Source organism: Paenibacillus silviterrae (genome assembly GCF_030167925.1).
GTDB classification, from domain to species: Bacteria; Bacillota; Bacilli; order Paenibacillales; family NBRC-103111; genus Paenibacillus_G; species Paenibacillus_G silviterrae.
This window is the reverse complement of sequence record NZ_JASKUT010000002.1, coordinates 67906-93469: the sequence shown is the minus strand read 5'-3', so window position 1 is coordinate 93469 and position 25564 is coordinate 67906. Positions and strand designations below refer to the sequence as shown.

Below are 25564 nucleotides of genomic sequence, written 5' to 3'. Positions count from 1 at the left end.
AGTAACAATTCAAGAATTAGATTAGTATATGAAGGATGCACGATTTGTTATAAAATCGACCGAATCTTAGAGCTCTCGGAAGTTATAAGAAAACCTCTATCGAGGCCTTTCAAAGATGAGCGACCGCGTTTCAGTGGTAGGTTTTCTTGGTAAAGAATGTTGCAGTGCTTTAAAGCTTTAGCCAACTTAAACATTCTTTAACGTTAAGAAAAGCTTCTATCGAAGCCCTTTCGGAGAAGTGCATTCGTGCCCCAAAGGAAGCTTTTCTTGAAACATCAGAATCCTTGAGCTCCGCTCAAAACTTATGAATTCTGATGTTATAAATAAGCTGCGAAGCCTCGGCTCTAGTACCGAGCCCTTGAGGTACAAATAGGTTGGCTTCTCGACCCTCGATGAGCCGGAGGGCTCTCGCGTTTTTAACATTCGCTGCTGCCCATGGCGATACAGCATCTTCGTCGTCAAATGCATCTGCAGAAGGTAGTTCCGCTGCAGGGTGCAGTATTTGATAAGCACGCACAAGCATGGTGACCATTTCTTCACGCGTAATCGATGCCTCCGGCGCAAAAGACGTCTCGCTCTTTCCATTAATGATTCCCGCTTGCACCGCAATGGAAATTTCGGGGTGGAACCAGTCCGAGACCGATACATCCGAGAAGCTAACGCTTGCTTTGTCAGTAAGCTGCAGGGCTCTCACCAGCAAAGCGGTGAATTCAGCGCGGGTGACCTGCCGTTCCGGCTCAAAGTCCGAATGGCTTGTGCCTGTGACAATATGTTTGGCAGCAAGCTCCGTGATGACATCTTTGGCCCAGTGATGAGCTGGAACATCTGCGAACGTTTTACTATATTCCAAGGCTGCGTACCGGCCAGGTTGATGGATGTCGGCCGAAATCTCCCCATTGGCGTAGGTTCCGCCTATAAAATTGAGCACTCCGTTATCGGCTATATGATAAATAGAGACCAGCTTGGCATTTAATGAAGGATCTACTTTAATCCGCAACGTGAGCGGCTTTGTGAACGAAGTCAAGGAAACGGTCTGATTTTCCCCTGTGATCAATTGCAGGTTGAAATCGTATACGTCCCCGGACGGTTTAAGACCGACATTATGCAGCTTCTGGACCCGATCGATCAGCGTATTGGCATCGCTGGAGGACAGCGGGCTCATGGCGAAGGAGATCGCGCTGCGGTTCCGTTCTTCGCCGGATAGGCTTCCGACCAGCTGCGTCAACACTTCAGGAGGAATTTCCACGCTAAATTTGTCCTTTTTGAATTCTAGACGGCTCCCCAAGTCCACGCCAAGTTGACTTACCGCTACCTTCACCTCGCTTGCAGCAGGCGGAAGCTCAACCGTTTTCTTACCCTTGCCGTCATCCGTAATCTTTATTGGAGCAGGAGACGGGAGCGGGGGCGGGGCGGGATTGGTTCCGCCTGAACCGCCGGGATTGCCACTCCCGCTGCCGGAGCCGCTATTCACAACGGAAACGCTTTTATGTCCTCCGCCTGTCGCATTCACAGCGTTCAATTGGGAATCGACCAAGGTAATGGTGTCAAGCCCGATATCGGCTGTTCCGGAGGCGATTCCGGTAAAGCTCAGTGTAAACAGTTCCTTGTCCCCGCTCACTCCCGGTTTGTCCCCTACACTTGTATGCGCGAGCTGGAGCATATTCCCATTAAGTACCGGGCTTACTGTAAAGCCGCCGGATAAATCGCTAACGGCGCTATTGAACCTGAGCTTCGTCGAGTCGTAAACCAGGTTTATTTCATTGGCGTATACATCCTCAAGCTGTAAGCCTTTAATCCTTACCTTGAGTTCACCGCCAACGGCAGTCGTGTCAGTGCTTGTCGTCAAAATGACTTGGGGTAAGCCGTCAGCATGTGCTGAAGGCAGGAAACCGAGACTCATAGTGGCTAAGCATATGACAGCAAGCGATTTTCCCATCAAGCCTTTTTTTCTAGGCATAGCTGCATCGTCCTCTCCACCAAACACCGGAAGGAAGGTAAGAGATACCTTCCTTTCGGTTATGGTTGTACGCTTTAGTAATTCAGAATCAGTCTTGCGATGTACGCTAGATCGATGATATCGATCCGGTCGTTGTGATTGCTGTCGTAACGCTTAATGAGATTCCAATCCGGTGAAGCCGAGGTTTTGTTGTAATAGTTGGCCAGGACTCCCAAGTCACCGATGGTAGCTTGAGTTTGGATCGAGTTATTGAAGGCTTGCAGTGCAATATTCAACTGTGAAACCGCGAGGTCTACTTGTGATTGGGTCGCTGAGTTATCCGAGGCCGTCGCTTGTGCGGCATTTACCGCCGCTTGCAGGACTGCCTTGGAGCCTGCGGCATACTGCCCCCACAGCGTACCCTCCCTAGCATCGGCGAGAATCGCATTTACGGCTTGAATAGCACTGTTCAATGCTGCTTTATCGACTGTGATAGCGCTTATGACCACGTTGTAGGCGGAGCCGGCACTCACATTCAAAACGGTCCCGTTGCCGTCAGAAACCTTTACATTCGTCAAGTACACGGAGCTGGTGACCGTACTGGACGTAGGAAGCGCCTTAAACTGAAGCTGAAGAAGGTCCCCGCTGCCATACACCACGTTTTGTACGCCTTGAGAATATGCCAGAATGCGCACTAAACCGGGTGCCACTACTTGCTTGTCAATGACGGCAAATCCTGCTTTCAAGGATTGAACATCTTCGAGATTGAGCTGGGAGGCATTATAATTTACGGTCAGATCCTGGGCATATACGCCTTGCGTTACGTTAACCAAGCCATAATTTACGTTAAAGGACTGGCCGGAAGTAATGCTAGCTGTCCCCGTTAACGTTGCTGAGAATTCGTTTGTGCCCGCTTGGCCAGTGATGGATACCGAAAGGACAGTAGCTGTTGAAGCTCCCTTGGAAATGCTCAGTCCATAGTTGCCATCCGTGCCGGTAATCGTTGCAGTAACCCCCAGCGAGCTTAGATTTGCATCGTTATTCAACAAATTTTGCGCCTTCGTTCTCAGGGTTGCTGCGTCGTCTCCCGCTGCATTCGGAACTGTAATCGTGCCGCCGATGGCTGCTGCCGCCTGCTCTACGGCCTGCTGGTCCGCATCAACCTCTCCGGCTTCTCCTAGTGTCTTCACCAATGTCACATTGGAGTATGTCGCTTGCAGATCCGTTGTAGCGCTAAAGTTTACAGCATATAATTGAATTTTTGCCTCATTAAAGAACTCGGCCGGGAAAGTCGTTGCCACGTTAGACGAAGTATTGCCCAAAGGCGAGTAGCTTAAGCCCGCATCCCTTGAATAATACCCCTGCACATCATTTCCGGTCTTCACAATACGCAGATAATAATCGGTTCCGCTTAAGGTCGTTTGACCCGTTGTATTGGAATGCGGAGTGCTGCCAACCCTATCCGAGTTATTGATTTTGATCGTAGTGCCATTTTTTCTTGCATTGATTCGAAAGAACTCGCCGGTAGACGGTCGACTCATGCCGAGCCCGATTTGCGTATTCTCAGCAAAGGTTGCATCACTTAGTGCTTTGTTCACGGTGAGCTTGGCCGAAAGCGTCCAGTTTCCAGTAGCCGAGCCTGGGAATTGCAGGATATTATCGCTGCCAGGATAATCCGTACCCGCCTTTTTGGTAGCAACCGATGCGCCCGATGCACTGTAAGTTACAGCACCTTCAGGGCTTTGAGGGTCCGTCGGGTTAACTACCTGCCATCCGGCCGGAAGTCCGTTTGCAAAGCTGATGACCTCAGTAGTGCTGAAAGCAATCTTATACGTCTTTACATTTTGGCCTTTAATAAAGCGCACAACAGCCGTACCTTGAATGCTATCCGCTTGGGAAATGCTTACGATTTCATTCTTATCGCTCGAAGATGCCGTTACTACAGGGATGGAGTTACCAGTTACCGTATAAGTATAATCCGTCTTTCCGGGAGCAAAATCGGAAGGCTGGTTTCCGTCAATGAAGATGCTGTAGGACGGTACGACTTCAGGCGTCAACGATAGCTGGTCTGCGTAAAGAATGTTGGAATCCTTAGCATACATCACCAAGACGACCTTGGACGTGCCGGCCGGTTCGTTATAAGTAAACGGCTGGTTCGGAGTTTCATGCCAGTCTGCTACCTTAACGGAAACAGGCTGGAAGGACGATAGCGTCATCGGTCCGCCCTCAAGAATGCGTCCGACAAACTGACCGCTTGCGTTCCAGTACGCTGGATCGCCTGCTTCGCGGGCTGCATACGGTTCAGGCATGTCACGGCCATTGACCGGGGTCATGCCAAGCTGATTTCCGTTGCTGTCGTAATATACAAGCGCGACTTCCACGTCGCCAGGGTTCTCGGCAGCTAAGTCATAGCTCTCCGGACGGCTCTTCATGGCAAGGAAATATCCCTTGAAGTTGTATTTCTCGCCCACCGTGAGCTTGCCGGTGACATCCTGCCACATTCCGTCATACTGGTTGGCCGCATCGATCCTTCCGGAAATTTTAGCTGATCCGGCAACCCTGGATGTAGAGCTGTTTTTCAAATAACGGGAAATACCCGAGTAGCTTTGAATAGTATCCGCCGTTAAGGTTGGTCCAGTAACGGATTGTACAAAGGTTCCCTGATTGTATCGACCTGCAGACCAATTGCTTGCACTAGCTGCTGTGGTCGTGTCAAAATCACCGTTGAGCAGAATGTTGCCCGGAATCGATACTGCCGAGTTGTTAGCTGCCGTACTCCAGTCGGAATCGTTTGCACCAAACAGGAAGCGGTCGACCGTGATGGTCTCGCCGGCCCCGTTCGTCTCAGCTACGATATAGAAGTCCTTATGGCCGTATGCGCTAAGGTCGCCCGTATCTACCATGTCCTGATATTTGCCGTATTTATCGTTGGCTGGAACGAAAACATCCGCAACACGCGTACCCTTTGATACGATATCGGCAGCGCCGTTCACAGGGGTGCCCACCGGTAGCACATAAGCGTTAAGATATCCGCCTTTGGCCGACTTGGTCTGCGCGGTCAAATATAACAGGTGTCTGCGGACAACGCCGCCATTCGCGGAGCCATCGGCGAAGTTAACATTCTTGTAAGCTAGGTAACCACCGTTAGAGAGTGTAACAGCTTCATTCATACGGCCTGCATTTCCTGTTGTGTTTCCTGCCACGCCGTTGTCATTGCCTTCCGCCTCAAGGGTGGAGAAAATATCGCGTTCTCCGTCAAGGCCGTTAAAGGTTGCAAATCTGCCCTGGGACGGTACGACGGTGACGGTGCTTGCCGAAGGAATATCAATTACAAACTTGCCGTTGCTTACTGGGATCGCAGCCAGCTTCTTCTGGTTCTCGCTTCCCGATGTACGGAACACCGTTACGCTCGAAGTACCTGCAGGGAAGTCCTTCAACGTAAATTCCAAAGGCTGAACACTGTCATCATTTTTGGCGTTCGTAATCGTGATAGCGAAATCGTTATTTTTCGGATTTTTGAAGGCGACGACATTCATATCCTCTGCAGGCACACGCGTTACATCAAAGCGTACGTCGCCCGGATTCATAAAGCGGGAGAAATGTCCATAGCCATAGAAGCGTTTGAACAGCCGGTATTCGCCGGTTAACGTGCTGATGCGCCCAGGCTCCTGCTGAGAGTTCGTCGTAACGAAACGAATCAGGTCGGAGCCATCGGCACCATTGCTGTCCCACATACTCCACCAAACGAAGCCGTTGAAGCCCGGATTACTGGTAAACATGTTTGTCAGCAGGTTGGACCAGCGCACGGAATCATTAATGTTTTGATTGCCGTAACGCTGCGTATAAGCCCCGGCGGAACCGTCAGCCGTATCCTGATTCATGAACTCCGCCTGCCATAGCTTATACTTTGTCAAATATTCCGGATATTTGGAACCATCCTTCGTGTAATCCAAAGGAGCCCGGGAAAAATCGCCGGTATGGTACAGCTTATTTTCATCCGTGCCGATGCCGACGGTGCCGTACAGGTGAGTCGTAAACACGTCGAGGTAAGGATTTTTGTCCAGCGCGTTATCCGGGTCGGTTTGAGAGAACGCTTGACCGCCCCTGCTTAGGGATGCACTCAGATTCGTGCCGTCTACAGCTGCAAGCTGAGGGATAAAATCAATGGTCTTACCGTCCGGGTTCTGGATGTCATAAAGCGCGCCGCCCGGCTGCATCGATTTCTTCAAAGTCGGACCAATATATTCGTTAATGAGCTCTGTGACATAAGCAGCGGTTCCGCCGGCAAGGTCAACCTCATTAAAAGGGTTGATATGGGTGATCGGAATGCCCCACTGCTCCCACATGCCGCGAATATAATTGACGAGATAATCGGCATAAGCCTGGTAATAAATTTTAACGATTTTACCGTCGATCGTGGCCGTGTCACCGCGAATAATCTTGTTGGGGGTATTGTTGGATGAATTGCTCATCCAGTACGGTACTGTCCATGTGCACGCATAGAATTGCGTTACCCCGTACTGCATCGCCTGACGCATCGTCCACACCTGATCCACGTCGAACAGCTCTTTTCGGGTGCGCGGAGCGTTTTTGATTACGACGGGATCGCTGCCCTTTGCACTAAGCAGGTTGGTAGGCCCGCCTACGTCATTGGCAATCGGTTGATTCCATGATGGAAAATCCCACACGAACCCCTCTACAGGCACCAGTGTCCCCGGGGCATGCTCCGGTTCGTTAGGCCAGATGCTGTCGGTATTGCCGTCATAGTATCGATTTTCCGCTTCAATTTTATAGCCGTATTGGCCCGCCGATCCTCTTTTGGGAATCGGATTCCCCTGAACGTCAAAACCAGGGTTGGTGACATCGGCAAGCAAGCCGGTAACAGGGTTAAAGCCCGGGCTGTTTGCATTGGCGTTGGTTGTGGTAAGCCCGCCGTTATCGCCGATAATGACCCGGACGATATCGTGGCCGGTTCCGTCCTTTTCGCTGAACGTCAGGTCGAGGAGATGTCTTACTTTATCCTGATAGCCTGCACTGGCCAGCTGCAGCATATGGACGGAATCGGTGTATGCATACGCTGCGCCAACGCCATCCATAGTTTGATAAGTCGAGTACCAATTCGCCGTTACCGGGGCCGCTGGGTTTGCGGCCTGTACCGGGCTTGAAATCGAAACAGGAGCGACGACAGACAGCAAGAGCGCGCCGGCCATCTTAATCGCAAGGGTCTTTCGCCAGATCTTTTTACTCATTCTACGCTTTCCTCCCTTAGCCTTCATCTACTTAACATCGTTGACTGCCCACTTTTTGAATACGCTTTCATAGAACTGCGAATTTGTTGTTTTTTCCGCTATCCTCCCTTTTTTAACTAAAGTTTTCAACCGGTAAGGCATGAGTAAGCAAGTCTCTTGATAGACAATAGCTTGCCGGCTCCCTTCCCCCTACTGTAATTTATTGTCCTGCCTGTTATTAATAGTAACAACTCGGATAAAGGATTTATATATGAATGATGCACGATTTTTTATAAAATAGAACGATTATATAATAATCAATAGAAGCATAACTGGGGATAAGCAATCCGATATCCAGAAGCTTATGGCGAATACAGAATCGCTTTGTATAAATCTATCGTGTACGGCTCGAATTTCTGCTAGAATTGTAAGAAGCTCCACATCTATCATCCTTGATTTACTTACCTATCATGAGGAGGCGGCAGTGAAACTCATTAAAACTTACCGAATTGAGCGTCTCTTCTTCTACATTTTTTTACTATTGATTGTTACGATTTTGGGTATTACGATTCTCGTTAGTTATCAAACTTCATCCGCAGTCATTGCACAGACTAGCTCTCGCTACCAACAACGGCTTTTAGACGAATTAAATAATCAAATTACAACAAGGCTCAGTATGATTGAACAAATTTCACTTTCTATCTCGCGAGATCCTGAGATACTCTCTTTTTTGGAGCCTGACAAAGAGCCATACGATAAGTACCGCAAAACCAAACGAATCGAGCAAATGCTGACCAATCTAACCTATTCCATGTCCATGGTTCAAGCGGTTTCGCTTTATAGTAAGGACCCCTTCCTGGAAGAAAAGGTGAAGTACATTCAATTTCGGCCCATCGAAAGCATGATCAAGGAGCAATGGTTTGAATTATTACAGCATAGCGATTTTGCTTGGTCCGGTGAGCATACGATAATAAGCGTTAAAGGTCCCGTACCTGTCATTAGTTTTGCACGAAAAATGAACTATAGAGATCAATACAGCGGTGTTATTGTTATTCACATCAAGGCAGAGGAAATTCGTACTATTTTATCGGATCGTTCCGGTACGGCGGCAAGGATGATGCTCAATTCAACGGGTGAAGAAATTTTGTCTGTAGGAAATGTACCCAATCATATGAGATTTACAGAGTGGCTGAATTCTATGCAGCAGAAGTCCGGCGTTATCAGAAACTCTGCATTCGGCGGAGAAGCCGAACCGCTTATCGTGTATTCCAAGCCTCAGAATTCCAGCTGGGCGATCGTAGAAATTACCCCATGGGATCAAATAACAGAAGGCAGTAAGAAGCTGGCCTTGAACATCGGCATCGTTGGCGTTGCGGCTATTTTGCTGGCTGTAGCCCTGACTCTTTGGCTAAGTAAGCTATTTACAAAGCCTATCAAACTATTAGTAGACGCAATGAATTCGTATACCGTCGGTCAAGCTCAACCGGAACTTCCTAAAGACTATAAGAATGAGTTTGGCTACTTGTTTGCCGGATACCGGAGACAGAAAGAACGAATTGAAGAACTATATCGTGATTTGAAGATAAGATACGATCAACAGAGGAAAGCCGAGCTTGAGGCGCTTCAAGCTAATATTAACCCCCATTTCCTTTACAATACTCTGAACCAGTTAAGCTGGATGGCTATTTCGGCCGGACAAGACAATATGAGTCGAATTCTGGAGCTTATGGGAAGAATGTTTCGAATAAGCTTATCTAACGGCGAAAGCTTCATAACCGTTCAAGAAGAGATTATGCATATCGAATCTTATCTGGAAATCCAGCAATTGCGATTGGAAAACGGACTACATTATTCGATTCAAGTAGAAGATGCATTGAACATGCTGTATGTTCCGAAAATGACCCTGCAGCCATTTGTTGAGAATTCTGTAATTCATGGTTTGTATTCCAGAAGCAGTGGCTGTATAGATATTACGTTCACATCCAATAACGATGCTCTTCAAATTATGATTTGCGACGACGGGGTCGGGCTTACACCTGAAGCACAAAAACCAAAGAAACATCATATTGGCGGTGGTTACGGGATACGGAATGTAAAAGACCGGCTTAACGCCTATTTCGGAGATAAGAGCGGGGTTATCGTTTCACCTAGAGAAGGTGGAGGTACCATAGTTACGATCCAAATGCCTAAGATGGGTAAACGCCCAAATGGAGGCGATCAATCATGACTACTTTATTCAGAAGATTTACGAATATCCTTATCTCTGCGTCTCTGTTGGTATTAGTGGTTGGCTGCAAAAAAACAATAGAAGATACTGGCTCTTTAAACAATCCTTCATCGCTGTCTGAACCTATTCAATTGCGGATTATGTGGTGGGGCTCTCAGCCTAGACATAATGCTACTTTAAAGGCTTTGGAGTTGTACAAAAGGATTCATCCAAACGTTACGTTCGAAACGGAGTATTCGGGCATTGAAGGTTATTTGGATAAACTTTCTTCTCTTGAAGCGGCTAAACGTGCACCGGATATTATTCAATTGGATCCGAGTTGGATAGCCGATTGGACCTCAAAAAACTTGCTGGCCGATTTATCAAGTGTAAACCTAAGCAAAGTAGATCCTAAGCTTCTGGACATCGGAAAACGTAATGATATACCGTATGCCGTTCCTTTGGGATCGGTAGCCTACGGAATGATTTACAACAAAAAGGCAATGGAGAATCTTGGCCTGCCTCTGCCTAGGAATGGATGGACTTGGGATGATTTCTTTGCGCTGGCGCGGAGCTTTAAGGAAGTGGCCAAAGAAGGCCAATATTTTACTAAGTATTATGCCGGTGATTACTTCATGTACAGTGCATATCAATATGCACAAGGCAAAGGTCCTATCATCACCAAAGACGGATTGTTTAATATCGACAAGAATACGTTTCTTCAGTGGACGAAGCAATTCGAGGAGCTGCGAGAAGATGGCATTGTCGTCCCCGAGGCATTAAACCTAACCGACAGGGGCACTGCCGACTTGTTGAGTAACGGTAAGATCCTTATCCGCGATGCCTATACTAGCGAGTTTCTCAGCTGGGACAGAGGCAACCCAAATGTGTACGAAATGGTCACGGCACCTCGCAGTACCGAAGCGGGCGGATGGTTCAAGCCTTCCATGTACTTCAGCGTTTCAGCTTATTCTAATCAGAAGGTGGAATCATTAAAGTTTCTGAATTGGTTCTTAAACGACCCTGAAGCCGCGCAAATTCTTGGAACCACCAGGGGGGTACCTGCGAACTCCGAGATTGCTGATTCAATTCAAGCTTATCTTAGTCGAGGGGATAAGATTGGGATGCAGCTTTACTATGCGACCTTACAAGATGGACAAATGTACAGTCCGGAACCCCAAGGCTTCGCGGAATATATTGAAAAAGATTACGCAATGATTCGGGATCAACTGATATTCGCCAAAATTACACCGGAGGAAGCCTTTGAAAAATTGAGAGCCGCCGCGAATGGTTATAAGAAAACCTCTCTCGTAGCCCCCCGGTGATGAGCGGCCGCGATTCAGAACCTCAAAGTCCGATGACAGAGACCGCCTGCCTCGGCTCCGGGAGGAGAGTAATCCCCCGGAGCCTGAGACAGTGGCGCTGCTCGAAGTTTTAGCGAGTTGAAATTATAGGAATCAGCGTGTATAGATTCCAAGATCGCCAAGGTCGATTTGATAGCCGTTCTGGAGTTTCTCGTATTCGCCTTTAAAGTAATCATCTAGGTATGAATGTCCAAGAACGAATCTGTCCGGATTCATGGCGCCATAGTAGCCGGCATTGGCATTGCTCTGACTGTCAAACAGCACATAGCTTCCCTGCCATCCTGAACCGGACACCCCCCAGCTGATGATGTGATCGATGTACGGGGCGAACTTGGTGAACAGTTTGTACATCAGCGCGTACTGATAACCAAGGGCGTCAGACTGTCTGACATTGAGCACTGCGGGAGCGGTTGCGCCGCCGCCGGGGGTGGTAGTCGGTAACTTAAGGTCAAGTTCTGAATAGGCAATACCGGATAGAAGGCCCTGGTCAACGAGTGAGGCATAGAGAGCCATGGCATATTGGTTATCGCTTGCTAGGGTCTTTCCTATCGAATCGTGTCCCTGGATACCGATGTCTTCGATAAGGGGTCTTCCGTCATACAGCGGATCGGAGAGCCAGGCGGTGTTCAGTGCGCGAACCATGTTGTATACAGTCCTCGCTTTGGTGCGATTAGAAATGTCGTAATCGTTGTAGGTCAGTTTCGGAGGAGTGTCAACGATATAGGCATCAATGCTGCCGGCATTGTCGTGTCCGTCGCGCTTCATGTACTCCGGAAGACCTGCGTAGTTGGCTTTGTAAGCCGCCGCCATCCGGGCGTTGGGGGCCGCGATGTGGGCGTACTTGAAGAGCAAGTAAATGTAATGCTCGGAGATGTCGCCGCCTATTAGATCATCGGACATTGCAGCAAGCCAGTTGGTGTTTTTGAGGGTCTGTCTCCAACTGTTCGGATTCGCAGGGATGGTTTCGCTGTGACGGCTTTCGTGAACCTCTTCGTTGAGTACGTCCCATGAATTGAAGGGGATTACTCCGCGGGATACGCTTGAGCCATACTTCGTATCGGTGGTCAGGAAGTGCCGCATCACATACATCGTGTGGTTAAACTGCACTCTTCTGGCCATTTCCTTATCTACCTTAACTGTGGTTGTAACGCCGTTGCCCAAGCCATAATAATCGGTTGTGCCATTATATCCTAAGGAAAGGGTCGCGGGAGCAATCTGTCTCATCCATGCAGGGGCTTGGTTGTACCATGCCAAAACATGGCCGTGAGCCTTGTATTGTCCGGGAGTTCCGGAATCCCTGATCGCTTGATAAGAGTTCGTCGGAAAACTGTATTCACCTAAACCAGGGGTGGTGGCTGCGCCGCTCAGGGCCTGGCCACTAACGCTTTTCAGCCAGTTCGGGCCACGGGGATGCGTTCCATCGGCCTTGAGATTGTTGCCGTCGACAAAGATTTCATAGTGCCGGGCTCTGGTTCCGGTTACTGCTCCGGTACCGATCGCGCCGACCATGAACAGGCCGTTTTCCTTGTTATAAACACTCTTTAAAGGCGCTACGACACTCTGGTTTTCCTTGTTCTCAACGTTGGGAAGCGCAACTCCATTTGGATCGGGTGCGGTTATTCTGATATTGGAAACAAGAAGCATACCGGTCTCTGCGGGACGGCCGTTCTCGCCATGGAGCTCAAGAATGAAGTTCGAGGAAGTGCCTACTGTAGCGGTAATGCTGGTGTGCTTCAACAACCAGGTTTCACCGTTGTAGCTGCCAACCCAGTCGGGGTTAAGGTTGTTGTACTCGTATTCCCTGAGGTAAGTATCGATGTCTGAGTTGGCATTTCTGATTCTCCACCTCATGTATTTTCCCTGCGCGCTCTTGGGATAGTACACATCAAACTCAATATTGGAGCCGATGGGGACATTTACAGTCTTGGACAACGGAGATTGAAGGCTGATTCCGCCGAACACGCTTGTTCCGTTATGGGCGTAATTGATCTGGAGCACATCAGCTTTACCAGCGGAATCTGCAAAAGGATACGGAATCATTGTGAATGTGCCGCCAGCAAAGTTGGCGGGGACACGGTTGTCTAGCGGTGTTCTTGCGGTCCAGACATTAGTGGGCGCGGTAATTTCTATAGCCTGTTTACCAGGACCCGGATCAAGACGGAAATAGGGATTGGAACCGTCCGCTTTGATCTTTCCAGTGAAATTCACTATTGCGTCTTTAAGACTGGCTATGGCTTCGCCGGCCCACGGAATGAGTGCATTGCGCGCGAACTTAATCACGTTATCAAGACCCTCGAGTTCATCTGCATACACCCAAGGGAAAGCTTTGTTCACATCGGATCCGTTGTCAGTATAGCTAATCTGGAGCGGGAATTCCTTGTTGCCGGCTTTTAAAGCTTCGGCTTGTGCAATGAGGTTGTTCAATTCAACCATAATTTCGGGATACGGGACGCTCTCAAGAGGAGTCAGAATTGCGTCATCGATGAAAACCATGTTGATATTTCTGGCGGACGCTACGTTATCGAGGAAGAACACATAGCAATCGTCGCTGGTTTTTTTCTGACCAAATACGGGGGCAATCAAGTAATCCGTGTAGGCATTGCCTTCTTTTGTGGTTACTGTGAAGCTCACAAATTTCTTAAATACCTTGGCATCGACTTTCAAGAAGCCTTTGTCCTTCTGTTTTGCATCAAAAATGAAATAGATGCCGGGGAAATCACTGCTATTGGCGTTAGATGTAATCTTGGGTCCGGAAGCGTTGACGCGGGTTAAGTTCGCATCACCTTCGACTTTCAGGGCTACATCTTTGTCGGCGTCGCCATTCCAGACAAGTGTCCGTTCGCTTTCGGCCGCGGCAGCCGGGACGGGGGCAAACGCGAATACGGAGAACAGCATGATGACTGCGAGGAGGCGGGAAACGTTGATTAAGAGTTTTTCACCTTTCATCTAAGTTTTGCTCCTTTTCTTAAGGCAACCTCTAAAATCTTATTTTAGAGTTGCCCATTTGGGGGGGATTTTTTACAACTTTACTGATAAAAATGTTGTTTTGGCTGAAGATTTTGCGGTTTTATGATGAATTGACCATCAAATATCCCTCCGTTTCGCAGCAGCAATGATGGCGTTTACATTTATTATCGTAACAACTCGGGTAAAGGATTGATATATGAATGATCCACGATTTTTTATAAAATAGAACGATTATATGTGAAACTCGGCTGGACTTCGGAGGTAAGGGCGGGGTTATAGTCTCAAAGGTACCAACAGCTTCCTTGGCATATTTCAGCGAGAAGTCAAAGCAGGGGAGGCATATTGGCTCCTTTGTTCACCTCCCCCCATTTGCTTTACTTATAGGGGTCTATCGTCCGAATCGTCCCATCTTCGTTATAGCTGAGTTCCGTATATTTCACGCAGCGCTTATGATTCACGCCGTCAGATAAGGAACAATCATGATAGAATAAATACCATTTATCCCCAAACTGAACAATGGAGTGATGAGTAGTCCAACCGATGACCGGAGTTAAAATCGTGCCCTTGAACGTATACGGTCCCTTCAGATTCTGACTTACGGCATACACAAGCATGTGAGTTGTACCTGTTGAGTATGATAAATAGTAAAGACCTTCATACTTATGTACCCATGGTCCTTCGAAGTACCTGCGATCCTCATCTCCAGCGAGTATTGTCTTTCCTTCCTCATCAACAATAGAGATTTCCCAAGTAGCTTGAAACGAAAGCATATCATCGCTCATTAAAGCCATGCGCGGCCCTAAGGCAGGCTCATTGGGAGCTGGACCTTCAGCATTGGGATTGAACGTTCCTGATTGCCACTTTTCCAACTGACCTCCCCAAAGACCGCCGAAAAAAACATATACGCTGTTATCATCATCAACGTACACAGCAGGGTCTATACTAAAACTTCCCTCAATGTAATTCTCATACGGTGTGAATGGTCCTGCCGGCGATGCGCTTGTAGCTATCCCGATTCGGAATATCCCCTCATGATCACGTGCTGGAAAAAATAAATAGTAGATGCCATCCTTGAAGGCAGCATCCGGCGCCCATAATTGTTTGGATGCCCATGGGATGTCGTTTAGATGAAGGACTTGACCATGGTCAACGACTGGCGAATTGAAATTTTCCAACGAAAGAACATGGTAGTCTTCCATTGCATATTGATCACCGTTATCATTATCCGGGCCGTCATGATCAAGATCGTGGGATGGATATATATATATTTTCCCTTCAAAAACATGCGCTGACGGATCGGCGGTGAATATATGGGATACTAACGGTTCATTTGGCTTTAGCGCATTATTCATGACTCATTCTCCTTAAATAAGATTTTCTAGGTTCTATAAACAAAGTTAATAGTACCAGTTGCCTAACGTTTACGATATAAGACAATTGCACGATTTATTTCAATATAATCCGTATTTCCAAGGGATGTAACTGGAACCTATTGAAGTCTGTCTATTCTCTTCCTCTCCCTATTTCTGCAAGATTCCACTCCTGGCGGCTGTACCAGGCTGCAATTGGCCAGGGGGAAAGATCGTCGGACGGTTCGACTTTGGTGAGACGATCGGAGGAAATATCGGCGGCTTAGAATCACTTTTGTTTGTGAATGGGGTACCTTATCAGTGCGTCGATACTTATCATCAGGAAGTATTCTTCCTTGGAGAAGCTTACATTCGCCATTCTCGAAGCCGTTCACTAAGCCGGCGGCAGATGCACCCCGGCGGCTCCTGCATATCAGGCTGATGCCGGGACATTGATGTACGACTCCGTCGGCTTAAGGCTGAAGCCTAGTGCTCTGACTTAGAAGCGCGGAGAATTCTGCTCTTGTAATTGAGATAAATCCAGTTTTATCTTTACCGAGGACCAGCTGCTGTGCGATTTTGGTGTATTGAAACAGAAAAGCCCATGGTCCATGAAGATCCACAGGCTCTGCGTTATGTACAATGTTGTTGTAAAGGGACGAACGCGTTCTCAGCTAGATTGTTCGAGATCACACAGTTCCCATCTTGAAAGCAATTCATCAACTCTTGCTTATGGTTACGTGCATACTTCAGCGCTTCCCATAGCTTGGATTTGGGAAGAACTTTACCTTTGGCCGTTTCTATCCATGACCAAAAGGCATCGAGTACAGGCTTTTCCTGCACCAGACGTTGTTCCTTTCGTTCTTCTGAACCCTTTCAGGAACGCTTGCGGGTACTTCGCCCCTCGTCCTGGTTGATACTCAAAGATCCGTATTGGATGCGCACTATGATGCCCACTGCTATAGATCCACATGCAGGAGGGGTCGTGTTCTTCCGTCCCTTCTCATTCATCACCTGTAAGGGCGTCTCATCCGCATGCAGATATCGCTCTTGTACAAGCAGCTCATGCAGTCTATTCACCAGTTGCTTCAGCCAGCCTCTCGTGGCCGCGATCATCCAGTTCGCCATCGTGGCCCGACTCAAATCAAGGCCGATGCTTTTCCATTCCTTTTCCTGACGGTACAGCGGCATGCTGTTCACAAACTTCTGGTACATGACCCATGCCACAGAGGAAGCGGAGGCCATCGAATGCTGGATGACCGGCGTTGGCATCGCTGCCTTTTTCATATGAGGCTTGTACTCTTTCCGACAGGTCCGGCACTCTAGGGTTTCTCTGTAGAAATCAATCGCTTGCACGCGGGCAGGGACAAACTCCACTTCCGTACGCACAAACCCTTCGCCCACTAAGACAAGCTCGCTATGGCATACGTCACAACAACGGTCCTGCACCTGACATAGCTGCTTCTCATGCGGAAGATCCTGAAGCAGCTCCGCTCGTTCACCTACCTGCTTTTTTCGCTGGTAGCCTTGGATCTACTCGATAGTTGGCTCCGGTGCAGTGCGTGAAGCTGCTTTCTCTGCCTCATCAAATAAAGACAGCTGCTCCACCCCTACTGGGAGGAAAGCTGTTTTCTCGGAGCTTTTGCCGTACAGCTTCTGCGTTTACCTGATCCACAATATACCGGTGAACTCTTCTCGGACCGCCTTGTGTGGTCATCAGGAAGCCATTCCCCAGTTTATGGAATATATTTCCTAATATCTCAAGTGTAAAGGATTGGAACCAATATCAATAATATATCGATTATTATAAAACGTTCTCGATATAAGATTAATTAAGATAGCTTTCACAAATAGTTACTTTTATATTCGGTAGGCGTCACCCCGTAGTGCTTCTTGAAGCTTTCGCGGAAATAATCCTGGTCGGAGTACCCGATCAAGTCGCACACCTCATACACCTTCATGATCGGATCCTGCAGCAGTCTAGCCGCCTCCTCCATCCGCAAACGAATGATAAAATGGTTTAACGTGTGTCCGGTAACCTCTTTGAAAACAAGGTTCAAGTACTTCTCGCTTAAGCCCACCGCCGCCGCGATCTGGGTCAGCGTTAGCTCTCTGCTTCGGAAATGCTGCAGCACGTATTCCAGCGTCTGTTCAGCTACCTTCTTCTTCTTCGGATTCCCGCTGAAGTCAATGCTGTTCATCTGCTCGCTCAGCTTCGGCAGCTTCTCCTTGACCGCTTGCTCCGCCAGCGCGAGACCGCGCCGCTCCTCCCGCTCCTTGTTCACCATTGCAGCCGCCCGCTGGACGGCAGCTTGAATCTCCTCGGGATCGATCGGCTTTAGAACATAATCAAGCACATACAGCTTGAGCGCCTGCCGGGCATACTCAAAATCGCTAAGCCCGGACAAAATAATGCATTTCACATTCGGCCTCCTCTCCTTTACGGCGGCAATCAGCTCGATCCCGTTCATACGTGGCATGCCGATATCGGTAAGCACAATATCGGGCTCCGCCTCCTCCAGTACGCGCAGCGCCTCTTCGCCATTGTCAACCGCTGCAACGATACGGACTCCGATGGCATTCCAATCGACGGCATATACGATCGCTTCCCTGACCGTTCTCACATCCTCTGCCACCAGCAGCTTCAACATGCAGTGCCCGCTCCTTTCTCCCTAACGATCATATTCCGCGCTGTCATCATCCGGCATCCCGAGCTGCAGCGGAAGGACCACGTCTACGCACGTCCCGTTCGGCACAGGAATGTACTTTACCCCGTATTCACCGGGGCAGTGCAAGGCAATTCGGCGATGCACGTTTAAGGTCCCGTAGCCACCCTCCGCCAAGTCATCCTTGAGATCCCCGGCGGCTCTAAGCCGGCGGTTCAGCATTTCCGCGTCGGCACCGCCTCCATTATCCTCTACACGCAAATGAAGTCGGTCATCTTCCACGCGGGCGGAGATGGAAATTTCACAGCGGTCCGACCGTTGTCCGAATCCGTGAACAATGCAGTTTTCCGTTAACGGCTGAAGAATCAGATGAATGACCCGGGCGTCCCGAAGCTCATTCGGAATCGAGTAACGAACCGTGAGCTCATTTACCATCATCTTCTGAATATCAAGGTAAGCCTCCACCTGCCTCAGCTCATCCTCCAGCGAAATCCAGGTCTTCCCCTTATTCAAGCCATAGCGAAACATGTTGGCTAGAGAGCGTACGACACGACTCGTGTCCTTGTCACCCGTCATAATCGCCCTGCAGTTGATCAGATCCAGCGTATTATATAGAAAATGAGGGTTAATCTGCGTCTGAAGCAGCTCCAGCTGCAATTCCTTCTTCTCCATCTCCTCAGCAAACGACTTCTCAACCAGGTTCCGAATGGTCATAAGCATGGAGGCGAACTTCTCACCCAGTGCATCAATTTCGTAAATACGGGTTTCTTGCCGGGGCAGCGGCTCCTGACATTCAATGACCTCTTTGCGCTGCATGGCGTTAACCAGCCTTGCGATCGGGACGGTGACCCGCACGACGACTCGCCGCAGCCACAGTCCCGACAGCAGGAGCCCCACGGCCGCTATCGCCAAACCGATCAGCGAGATCGCGTAGGTGTACCGGCTGATGTGACTCTCCGGGACGATAGCCAGCAGCTTCCATCCGTTGCCGAACAATTCGTGCATCACGACATGCTGTTCCCCATCGATACTGGCCAATTGCATGCCGGAGCTGCCGGAGATCGATTGGACAAAAGACAAGTCTGCAAGCGATTGCAGAAACGGATGCCGGTCGCTGAAAATGACGCGATTGCTTTCGTCCAGCAGCAAATGATACCCCTTCTCGATGGGGGCGTTCCCAAATACGCCCTTAATACTCTGTGTGTCCGAGCCGATGATCACCGTTGCAAGGTTGTCTCCCTTGTAATTGCTCGTTTTGCGGTAAGCCGAGTAAATCATGGTATGGTTCTCCTGCTTTCCTCCCCACCAGACGCTCGGGCTTACCTGCCGATTCAGTCTCAGATACCAAGCCTCGTTCGTCATCATACGGCTTCGAAAAATACCCGTTATGGGCTGAATCTGCTCCGGAGCCAGATTATAAAGTCCGCTGGACGGCTCAAGAGCAACCGATACCGTATAGGACGACTTGGCGGCATGCTCGGGGACGAAGTTGTTAAGCAGCGACAGCAGAGATAAATTTTGCAAATTGGTCTGCAGGCTGAAATAATCGTCGACCGCTTCATAATCTTTGACGTAGCTGCCGGAAAGCCAATTATCGATGGATTGGTTGGACAGCACGAAGGCCGCTACATTGCTCATCGTTTCGAATTGGTACCACACATTGCGATAAACGAATTTCATCGATTGCTCCGCCATGCGAAGCGAATGGTCGTTCTGAATCCGAATGAGGATATAGCTCGCCGCGCTGGTGAACAACGCGATGATGACGACGATCAGCCCGAACATCGGCAGACTGATGCGGTAAAACAGCTTTGAAGCCTTCTTCACCTTCGGCTTAGCGATGTTCTTCACTCCCTTCCTTCCGGCACCGGATGAGTCTTTGTATCGTATGTATTCTCGCCCCATGCACCTTCTTCCTTCTTGTGGAAAATGCCAAGAAGCCGCCGTTCCATTGCGCCCAGTGCCGGAACGGACAGCTTCCCCAAGCAATAGACATGCGAAACGTCTACTTGCCGGCTTTCTTCTTGAACGATTCCTCAAGCTCCTTCAGAATTTGCGAGCCTCCTTGAGTCTTCCACTTTTCCGCAAACTCATCGAACTTTTTAATATCGGCACCCATTATGATTTGAGTAAAATAGGAGTCCCGCATCGTGTTCAATTCCACCAGCTTGGCAAGCTTCATCGGTGAATCCAGATAGTTGGACGCATCGGTGATCTGATACTTATTGTTGATTGCCACATCAAGCGCAATGGATTGACGGGTCGGCAGGGATTCCAGATATCTCGGCCAGCCGTTCAGCCCCGGGGCGAACGTATACGTTTGAATACCACGGAAATTCCCGTTCTTGTCCTGCTGAGTCTTCGGATCGATGGCATCAACGATCAGCTTCATTTTGCCGTTCTCCAGCTTGTAGTCCTCACCTTCAATACCCCAAACCGTCAGCATCTGATTCTCCTCGGAGAGGGACTGCTCAATGATCGCAAGCGCCTTCTTCGGATCCTTCGTTCTTGCGCTGATGGCATGGACTTGAGCGAACGGAGCACCTGTAGGCGCGACGGCTTTGCCATCCGTTCCGAGCAGCGAATCCGTCAGAGTCAAATATTTGTACGGCTCATTATCCTGATTCGGAAGCTTGCCGTCCTCCGCCAGCTTCCCGGCCTTCTTCAGCTCATTCGTCTCAATCTGGGCGTCATAATCCTTAGCCGTGGACCACCAGCCCATCCAGGAGAACAGCTTGCCCGAGTACAGCTTCGCCCGCAGCTGTTCTTCCTTGATCGTAGCATATTCCTTGTCAATCAAGCCTTCCGCGTACATCTTTTGCAGGAATAACAGCGCTTCCTTCATTCTCGGATCGATATCGTAATTGCTGAATTGACCGTCTTTCTGGGTAAAATAGCCCGGCGTTACGCCGAAAGCGCCGAAAATGTGATCGAACGAATTGTTCGCGTACTTCACCTGACCGACCTGAGCCGTATATCCACCTAACGGGATGACGTCCGGCTTTTCGGCTTTGAGCTTCTTCAGGAGGTTGTAGTATTCCTCCAAAGTCTTCGGCGTCTTCGTACCCACGGCCTCAAGGAAATCCTTGCGAAGCACCAGGTTCCAGCGGTAGCCCGCTCCCGGGCCACCTTGATACGGTATGCCGTACAGCTTGCCGTTCACCTTGGCCTGCTCCAGCACCTGCTTCGGAACCGCCTTCCATATGTTCGGCGTATCTTTCTCGTTAATAAGACCCGTAAGGTCGACGAAGGCACCCTGAGGCGCATACTTTTGGAAATCGTCGACATAATCGATCCGCACGATATCGGGAATGTCGCCGCTCGACATCTTCAGATTCAGCTTCGTCTTGTACTGCTGGACATCGACCAGCTCCGGAACGATCTTGACATTCAGCTTCTTTTCAATTGCCTGCATGACCACATCCTTTGCTGGGTCATACGGCTTAGAGATATCCTGCGCCCGCAGTAGCTTGAGCGTGTACGGCTCATTCTCTTTACTTCCCGCGGATGCCGCAGGAGCCGGAACATTCTCCTTTGTCTTATCGGCACTGCAGCCCGTCACGACCACCGAGCCTGTCAAAACGGCAGCCATGATGCCCCATGACCATTTATTCGTTCTCTTGTTATTCATTCTTGCAGACCTCCTTGATATAAGTAAATTATATATTATCCCATGCGGGGGGATAAGCTTCTTTACATTTTCGTCCGAATTCGGCTAGCCTTTCACGGAGCCGACCATCATACCCTGCTCGAAATATTTTTGAATAAACGGATAAATCACCAGCATCGGCAGTGCGACAATGACGATCGCCGCCATCTGAATTCCGACGGTTGGAGGCGGCGTCGAGCCTGCCGTTTCCAGCAGCTCCGGCGGAAGACTGGAGTTAGCGATGATCATTCGCAGCACAAGCTGAACGGGAGCTTTGTTCCAATCCGTAACGTACAACATGGCGTTGAAGAAATCGTTCCAGTACACAACCATATACATCAATCCGATAGAAGCCATGACCGGCATCGACAACGGCAGTACGATCTGCCACAGAATGCGAAACTCTGAAGCCCCGTCGATTTCCGCCGATTCCCGCAAGCTTTCCGGAAGTCCCTCGAAAAAGGTTTTCATGATGATCATATAAAATGCGCTGTACGCCATGACCAGAATAAGCACCCAGTCCGTATTCAGCAGTCCGAGGTCTTTGATCGTAATGTAGGTCGGAATCATGCCCCCGCGAAACAGCATCGTGAAGACGAAATAGAGCAAGAGCAGCTTTCGCCCGGGCAATCTCTTATCGGCCAACGCATAGGCTGCCGTCGCTGTGAGGAACAGCGCGAGCACTACCCCTCCCGCCGTATTGCGAAGCGTCGTACTGTACGCTTTATAGATCAAGGACCCTTTTTCCAGCAAAAATGTGTAATACTCCAGATGGATCGACGTCGGCAGCAGAACCATGCCGTTGCGTTCGCTGAAGATATGGTAGGGCGTTAACGAAACCGTGATCACGTACCAGAACGGCAGCACGATCAGGCATGTTAATAGAGTCAGTACAATGTAGTTAGCCGTTACAAACGTTTTTTCTCCTGTGGTCAGCTTCACTTGCCGGAGCCTCCTTTCCTAGAAAATACCCGAATCGTTAATTCGCTTCGCCGTATAATTGGCAGCGAGCACCATGATAAAGCCGATCACACCTTTGATGAGATCAGCCGCCGTCGCCAAGCTCACGTTGAATTGCTCGATCCCCATCCGGTAAATGTAGGTGTCGAGAATATCCCCCACCTCAAACACCATCGGATTGTAAAGGTTGATGATCTGGTCCAGACCCGCGCCCATAATATGACCCACCCGCAGAATGAACATCACCACGATCGTACTGGAAATACCCGGCAGTGTGACGTGAACGATGCGTTGGAAGCGCGTCGCTCCATCGACGATAGCCGCCTCATACACCTCAGGGTTCAGGCCGGCGATAGCGGCAATATAAATAATGGCTGCCCAGCCCATCTCCTTCATAGCGTCGGTGACAACAAGGATCGTGCGGAAGTACGCGGGCTCCGCCAGCAGATAGGCAGGCTCTCCGCCAAACCATTGAACGATGCCGTTAACGATGCCGGTCTCGGGTGACAGCAGCAGTGTGATAATCCCACCATAAACGACCCAGGATACAAATCTTGGAAGATAAACCGCCGTCTGAAGTGTCTTCTTAAACCAAACCACGCGGATTTCATTCAGTGCAAGCGCTAACAGGATGGGGCAAATGAAACCGCTGATCATCTTGTACAAGTTGATAATTAGCGTATTGAGGAATGCCGTGCGGAACATTTCCGATTCAAACAGCATCCGAAAATGCTTCAGCCCCGCCCATTCGCTTCCCGAAATGCCTTGAATGAAATTGTAATCCAAAAAAGCAATGCCGATGCCGTAGATCGGCAAATAATCGAATAGAAACACCCAGGCAAAGGCGGGCAGCAGCAGGGCGTACAACAGCCTGAACTTCCATAGTTGCCTCAGTCCGGACCGGGTCCGCGGCTTGAGGCGCGCTGCCGTTCGTGCAGGGCTCGAGTCCTTCATCTCCATCTCCATATGGTTTTCTTTCCTCCTCATCTCTGTTTCCGTATTGGTTTGGCTGCCTTTCGGAAAGGGCTTACATCTATAAGAATACCTTGTTGCCGTTCGACCGAAAACTGGAGAGAAAAGAAGAATTACGGGGGAAAACACGCAAAATGCTGTTATCTATAATTTCACATCCAGCAGTGCAGGCAGGAAAGAGCCCGCCTGTCACACACTGTCGTGTGCCTGACAGACGGGCTGATTCACCGCCTATAGCCGATCCGCAGCGCTTAATAGACGGATCATCACTGAAGCTGCCTGCGCCCGCTGAACCTGTTGCTGCGGCGCATAGTCCCGATCGGTAATGCCTTGTATGAAGCCGAGGCGGTACGCCTCCGTGACGGCGGCCAATGCCCATTCGCTGATCCGGTTGACATCATTGAACGGAAGCGTTTCGCTGCGAACGGCAGCGGCCTCAGGCTGCAATAACCGGGAAGCCTTGACGAGCATCACAGCCATTTGCTCTCGGGTTATGCGTTCCTCGGGAGCGTAACGCCGTTCCCCCACTCCGTCGACGATCCCGGCCTGTGCCACCGCTTCCACGCTGGAAGCGTACCACGACGATGGAGATACGTCGTCGAACCTTCCGGTCGACGCAGTAGCCTCCAATCGCAGCGTTCGTGCAAGCAATGCGGCAAACTGAGCCCGGGTCACGTCCCCGGACGGCGTGAAATTCCTCTCGTCCGTGCCGGTCGCGATATGCTTCGACGCAAGCAGGGAGATATCCGCCGCGGCCCAATGTCCCGGTCCCACATCATCGAATGTCTTGTGATATGCCATAATCGAATATTCACTGAAATGCTCCGTCTCGAAGCGCATTACTCCTTGCCGATACAAGCCGCCTGCATATTCCCAAGCAGACTTCTTCTCGTCGAAACGATAGACGCCCAGCTTTCTGGGGTCAAGTCCGTTCAAGCCCTCCTGTGGGAGCGGAAGCTCGACCTGCAGGCTTCTGTCGAAGAGGCCGACAAGCTTGCTGGCAGCTCCGTCGCCCGTCCGAACGGCACTCAGCTCATACCGGTCACCGACAGGGTTATACCCTTCGCCCGGTTTGCCATCCTGCCGCTGACGGGCGTTATCCGGCAACGGCTCGGCTGCAAATTGGACGAACAACCCCTCCCGCTGAGAATCCTGAGCCTTCACCGCGCCAGGGGGAATAAGAAACGCGACGCTTCCCAGCCTTAAGCGAAGCGAAATCCCGGCTGCTTGGAGCTTAGCCAGCCCGGTCTCCGGCACTTGAATTCTCAGACTCCGGTCTGAAGAAGCCGAAAGCTCCGGCGCCACGAGGATCTCGCGCCCTTCGGAATGGTTCAGACTTGGCAGCCCCTTGCTATTCGACAGCCGTTCATATGCAGTCAACACCTTGACGTACGTGTCGATATGCTTGCCGAATTCCTTAGAGGAAAGCCGAACCTCGGATTCGCCTTGTGAGGCTGCGCCTGCCGCTGTGACGTCATAACGCGTCAAGCGATGAGAGGCCTCCTTCAGCCAGCGCAATACGCGATCAACCTGCTCCTTCGGGCTGGAAGGAGCGAGCGCATCCAGCTGCTTAAGCGCGTACTCGACAAGCTCAGCCGTAGGCATTCGCCCCATATCCGGCTCCACACCACTGCCGCCGGCCGCCGGAAGCGGGGAATAACCGTTGCCCCAGCCGGAGCCTTGATCTTCATCCTCATCGTCAGGCTCTTCCACGGGCGTTTGGCTCGGCAGAACGGTAAGCCGCAACAAGGCCTCCGGCTCCGTCCGAAGCTCCTTCGGCTTTGTATCCACAGCTTGAAACGACATCAATCTTAGCTGGCTTTCTCCCGTCGAACGCGCCCGGAACGGTACCGCAGCAAGCTGCAGACTCTCCTGCATCTCGGGCGGGAGCGTCCGCCGCGTCATGGCCATCGTGATCGTCCCGGCAGTCCGGTCTACGCGCTTCGCCCATGCTTCGAAACCTTCATGGATACTCCACTCCGACTCCGCCGCCGGCTCCAAATACGCCGGATCATAGGTAATCCGGTATTCGGCACCAAATATGCCTTGCGACACCGGTACATGGACGGCTACCTCGATGGTTTCTCCCCGAACCGGGTGACCCGATGCTCCTCCGGACCGGTGCAGCGTCAGCTCCGCCTGTATCGCCTGCTGACCCGAAGCCAGAGCGCCTTGCGGAACCATTCCCAGCAGCACCGCTAGCGCCAATCCGAGCAAGCCCGTTATCTTCAACCGCATGGTTCATCCTCCCTGACAGTTTTGCCTTC

14 protein-coding genes and 1 pseudogene are annotated in these 25564 nt (G+C 50.2%); 2 read left to right on the top strand and 13 right to left on the bottom strand.

The window, feature by feature from the left end; genetic code table 11:
- Nucleotides 1-295: 295 nt before the first annotated feature.
- Nucleotides 296-1957 carry an S-layer homology domain-containing protein gene (locus QMO62_RS24315; RefSeq protein WP_284645093.1) on the bottom strand — a complete coding sequence of 554 codons (1662 nt, stop codon included), beginning with the start codon at nucleotides 1955-1957 and terminating at the stop codon, nucleotides 296-298.
- Nucleotides 1958-2031: 74 nt separating this feature from the next.
- Nucleotides 2032-7185, bottom strand: coding sequence for a cohesin domain-containing protein (locus QMO62_RS24310; RefSeq protein WP_284645092.1), 5154 nt, complete (start codon nucleotides 7183-7185; stop codon nucleotides 2032-2034).
- A gap of 463 nt (nucleotides 7186-7648) precedes the next feature.
- Between QMO62_RS24310 and QMO62_RS24305 the strand changes: the two genes are divergently transcribed.
- Both QMO62_RS24305 and QMO62_RS24300 read left to right on the top strand, forming a co-directional pair.
- Nucleotides 7649-9391 carry a sensor histidine kinase gene (locus tag QMO62_RS24305; protein WP_284645091.1) on the top strand — a complete coding sequence of 581 codons (1743 nt, stop codon included), beginning with the start codon at nucleotides 7649-7651 and terminating at the stop codon, nucleotides 9389-9391.
- The gene (locus QMO62_RS24300) at nucleotides 9388-10695 is read left to right on the top strand and encodes an ABC transporter substrate-binding protein (RefSeq protein WP_284645090.1); all 1308 of its coding nucleotides are present in this window, start codon (nucleotides 9388-9390) and stop codon (nucleotides 10693-10695) included. Before QMO62_RS24305 ends, QMO62_RS24300 begins: the two co-directional genes overlap by 4 nt.
- A gap of 132 nt (nucleotides 10696-10827) precedes the next feature.
- On the opposite strand, the gene QMO62_RS24295 is transcribed toward QMO62_RS24300, so the two are convergent.
- The 11 genes and pseudogenes from QMO62_RS24295 to QMO62_RS24250 form a co-directional block, all read right to left on the bottom strand.
- On the bottom strand, nucleotides 10828-13680 hold the full coding sequence (locus tag QMO62_RS24295; RefSeq protein WP_284645089.1) for an endo-1,4-beta-xylanase: 2853 nt from the start codon (nucleotides 13678-13680) through the stop codon (nucleotides 10828-10830).
- Nucleotides 13681-14075: 395 nt separating this feature from the next.
- Entirely contained in the window at nucleotides 14076-15053 is a 978-nt protein-coding gene (locus tag QMO62_RS24290; RefSeq protein ID WP_284645088.1) for a glycoside hydrolase family 43 protein, read from the bottom strand.
- 630 nt (nucleotides 15054-15683) lie between these two features.
- On the bottom strand, nucleotides 15684-15893 hold the full coding sequence (locus QMO62_RS33575; RefSeq protein WP_372516733.1) for an IS66 family transposase: 210 nt from the start codon (nucleotides 15891-15893) through the stop codon (nucleotides 15684-15686).
- Nucleotides 15835-16439, bottom strand: a pseudogene (locus QMO62_RS33570) (IS66 family transposase). The gene QMO62_RS33575 and the pseudogene QMO62_RS33570 overlap by 59 nt, the downstream one beginning before the upstream one ends.
- A gap of 455 nt (nucleotides 16440-16894) precedes the next feature.
- Nucleotides 16895-17701 carry a response regulator transcription factor gene (locus QMO62_RS24280; RefSeq protein WP_284645087.1) on the bottom strand — a complete coding sequence of 269 codons (807 nt, stop codon included), beginning with the start codon at nucleotides 17699-17701 and terminating at the stop codon, nucleotides 16895-16897.
- Nucleotides 17702-17722: 21 nt separating this feature from the next.
- Nucleotides 17723-19567: a sensor histidine kinase gene (locus QMO62_RS24275; RefSeq protein ID WP_284645086.1), complete on the bottom strand. Its 1845-nt coding sequence runs from the start codon at nucleotides 19565-19567 to the stop codon at nucleotides 17723-17725.
- Nucleotides 19564-19701, bottom strand: a complete 138-nt coding sequence (locus tag QMO62_RS24270; RefSeq protein WP_284645085.1) for a hypothetical protein — start codon at nucleotides 19699-19701, stop codon at nucleotides 19564-19566. The genes QMO62_RS24275 and QMO62_RS24270 overlap by 4 nt, the downstream gene beginning before the upstream one ends.
- Before the next feature lie 20 nt (nucleotides 19702-19721).
- Nucleotides 19722-21347, bottom strand: a complete 1626-nt coding sequence (locus QMO62_RS24265; protein WP_284645084.1) for an extracellular solute-binding protein — start codon at nucleotides 21345-21347, stop codon at nucleotides 19722-19724.
- Between the two features lie 84 nt (nucleotides 21348-21431).
- Nucleotides 21432-22307 (bottom strand): carbohydrate ABC transporter permease, encoded by an 876-nt coding sequence (locus tag QMO62_RS24260; protein ID WP_284645083.1) that lies wholly within the window; start codon nucleotides 22305-22307, stop codon nucleotides 21432-21434.
- Between the two features lie 18 nt (nucleotides 22308-22325).
- Nucleotides 22326-23291, bottom strand: coding sequence for an ABC transporter permease (locus tag QMO62_RS24255; RefSeq protein WP_284645082.1), 966 nt, complete (start codon nucleotides 23289-23291; stop codon nucleotides 22326-22328).
- A gap of 237 nt (nucleotides 23292-23528) precedes the next feature.
- Nucleotides 23529-25535 carry an S-layer homology domain-containing protein gene (locus QMO62_RS24250; protein ID WP_284645081.1) on the bottom strand — a complete coding sequence of 669 codons (2007 nt, stop codon included), beginning with the start codon at nucleotides 25533-25535 and terminating at the stop codon, nucleotides 23529-23531.
- Nucleotides 25536-25564: the final 29 nt, after the last annotated feature.

Bases quoted from the DNA above. Each gene is read 5' to 3' on its own strand.
- QMO62_RS24315 (WP_284645093.1), bottom strand. From the start codon at position 1,957: ATGCCTAGAAAAAAAGGCTTGATGGGAAAATCGCTTGCTGTCATATGC.
- QMO62_RS24310 (WP_284645092.1), bottom strand. From the start codon at position 7,185: ATGAGTAAAAAGATCTGGCGAAAGACCCTTGCGATTAAGATGGCCGGC.
- QMO62_RS24300 (WP_284645090.1), top strand. From the start codon at position 9,388: ATGACTACTTTATTCAGAAGATTTACGAATATCCTTATCTCTGCGTCT.
- QMO62_RS24295 (WP_284645089.1), bottom strand. From the start codon at position 13,680: ATGAAAGGTGAAAAACTCTTAATCAACGTTTCCCGCCTCCTCGCAGTC.
- QMO62_RS24290 (WP_284645088.1), bottom strand. From the start codon at position 15,053: ATGAATAATGCGCTAAAGCCAAATGAACCGTTAGTATCCCATATATTC.
- QMO62_RS24280 (WP_284645087.1), bottom strand. From the start codon at position 17,701: ATGTTGAAGCTGCTGGTGGCAGAGGATGTGAGAACGGTCAGGGAAGCG.
- QMO62_RS24265 (WP_284645084.1), bottom strand. From the start codon at position 21,347: ATGAATAACAAGAGAACGAATAAATGGTCATGGGGCATCATGGCTGCC.
- QMO62_RS24255 (WP_284645082.1), bottom strand. From the start codon at position 23,291: ATGGAGATGGAGATGAAGGACTCGAGCCCTGCACGAACGGCAGCGCGC.
- QMO62_RS24250 (WP_284645081.1), bottom strand. From the start codon at position 25,535: ATGCGGTTGAAGATAACGGGCTTGCTCGGATTGGCGCTAGCGGTGCTG.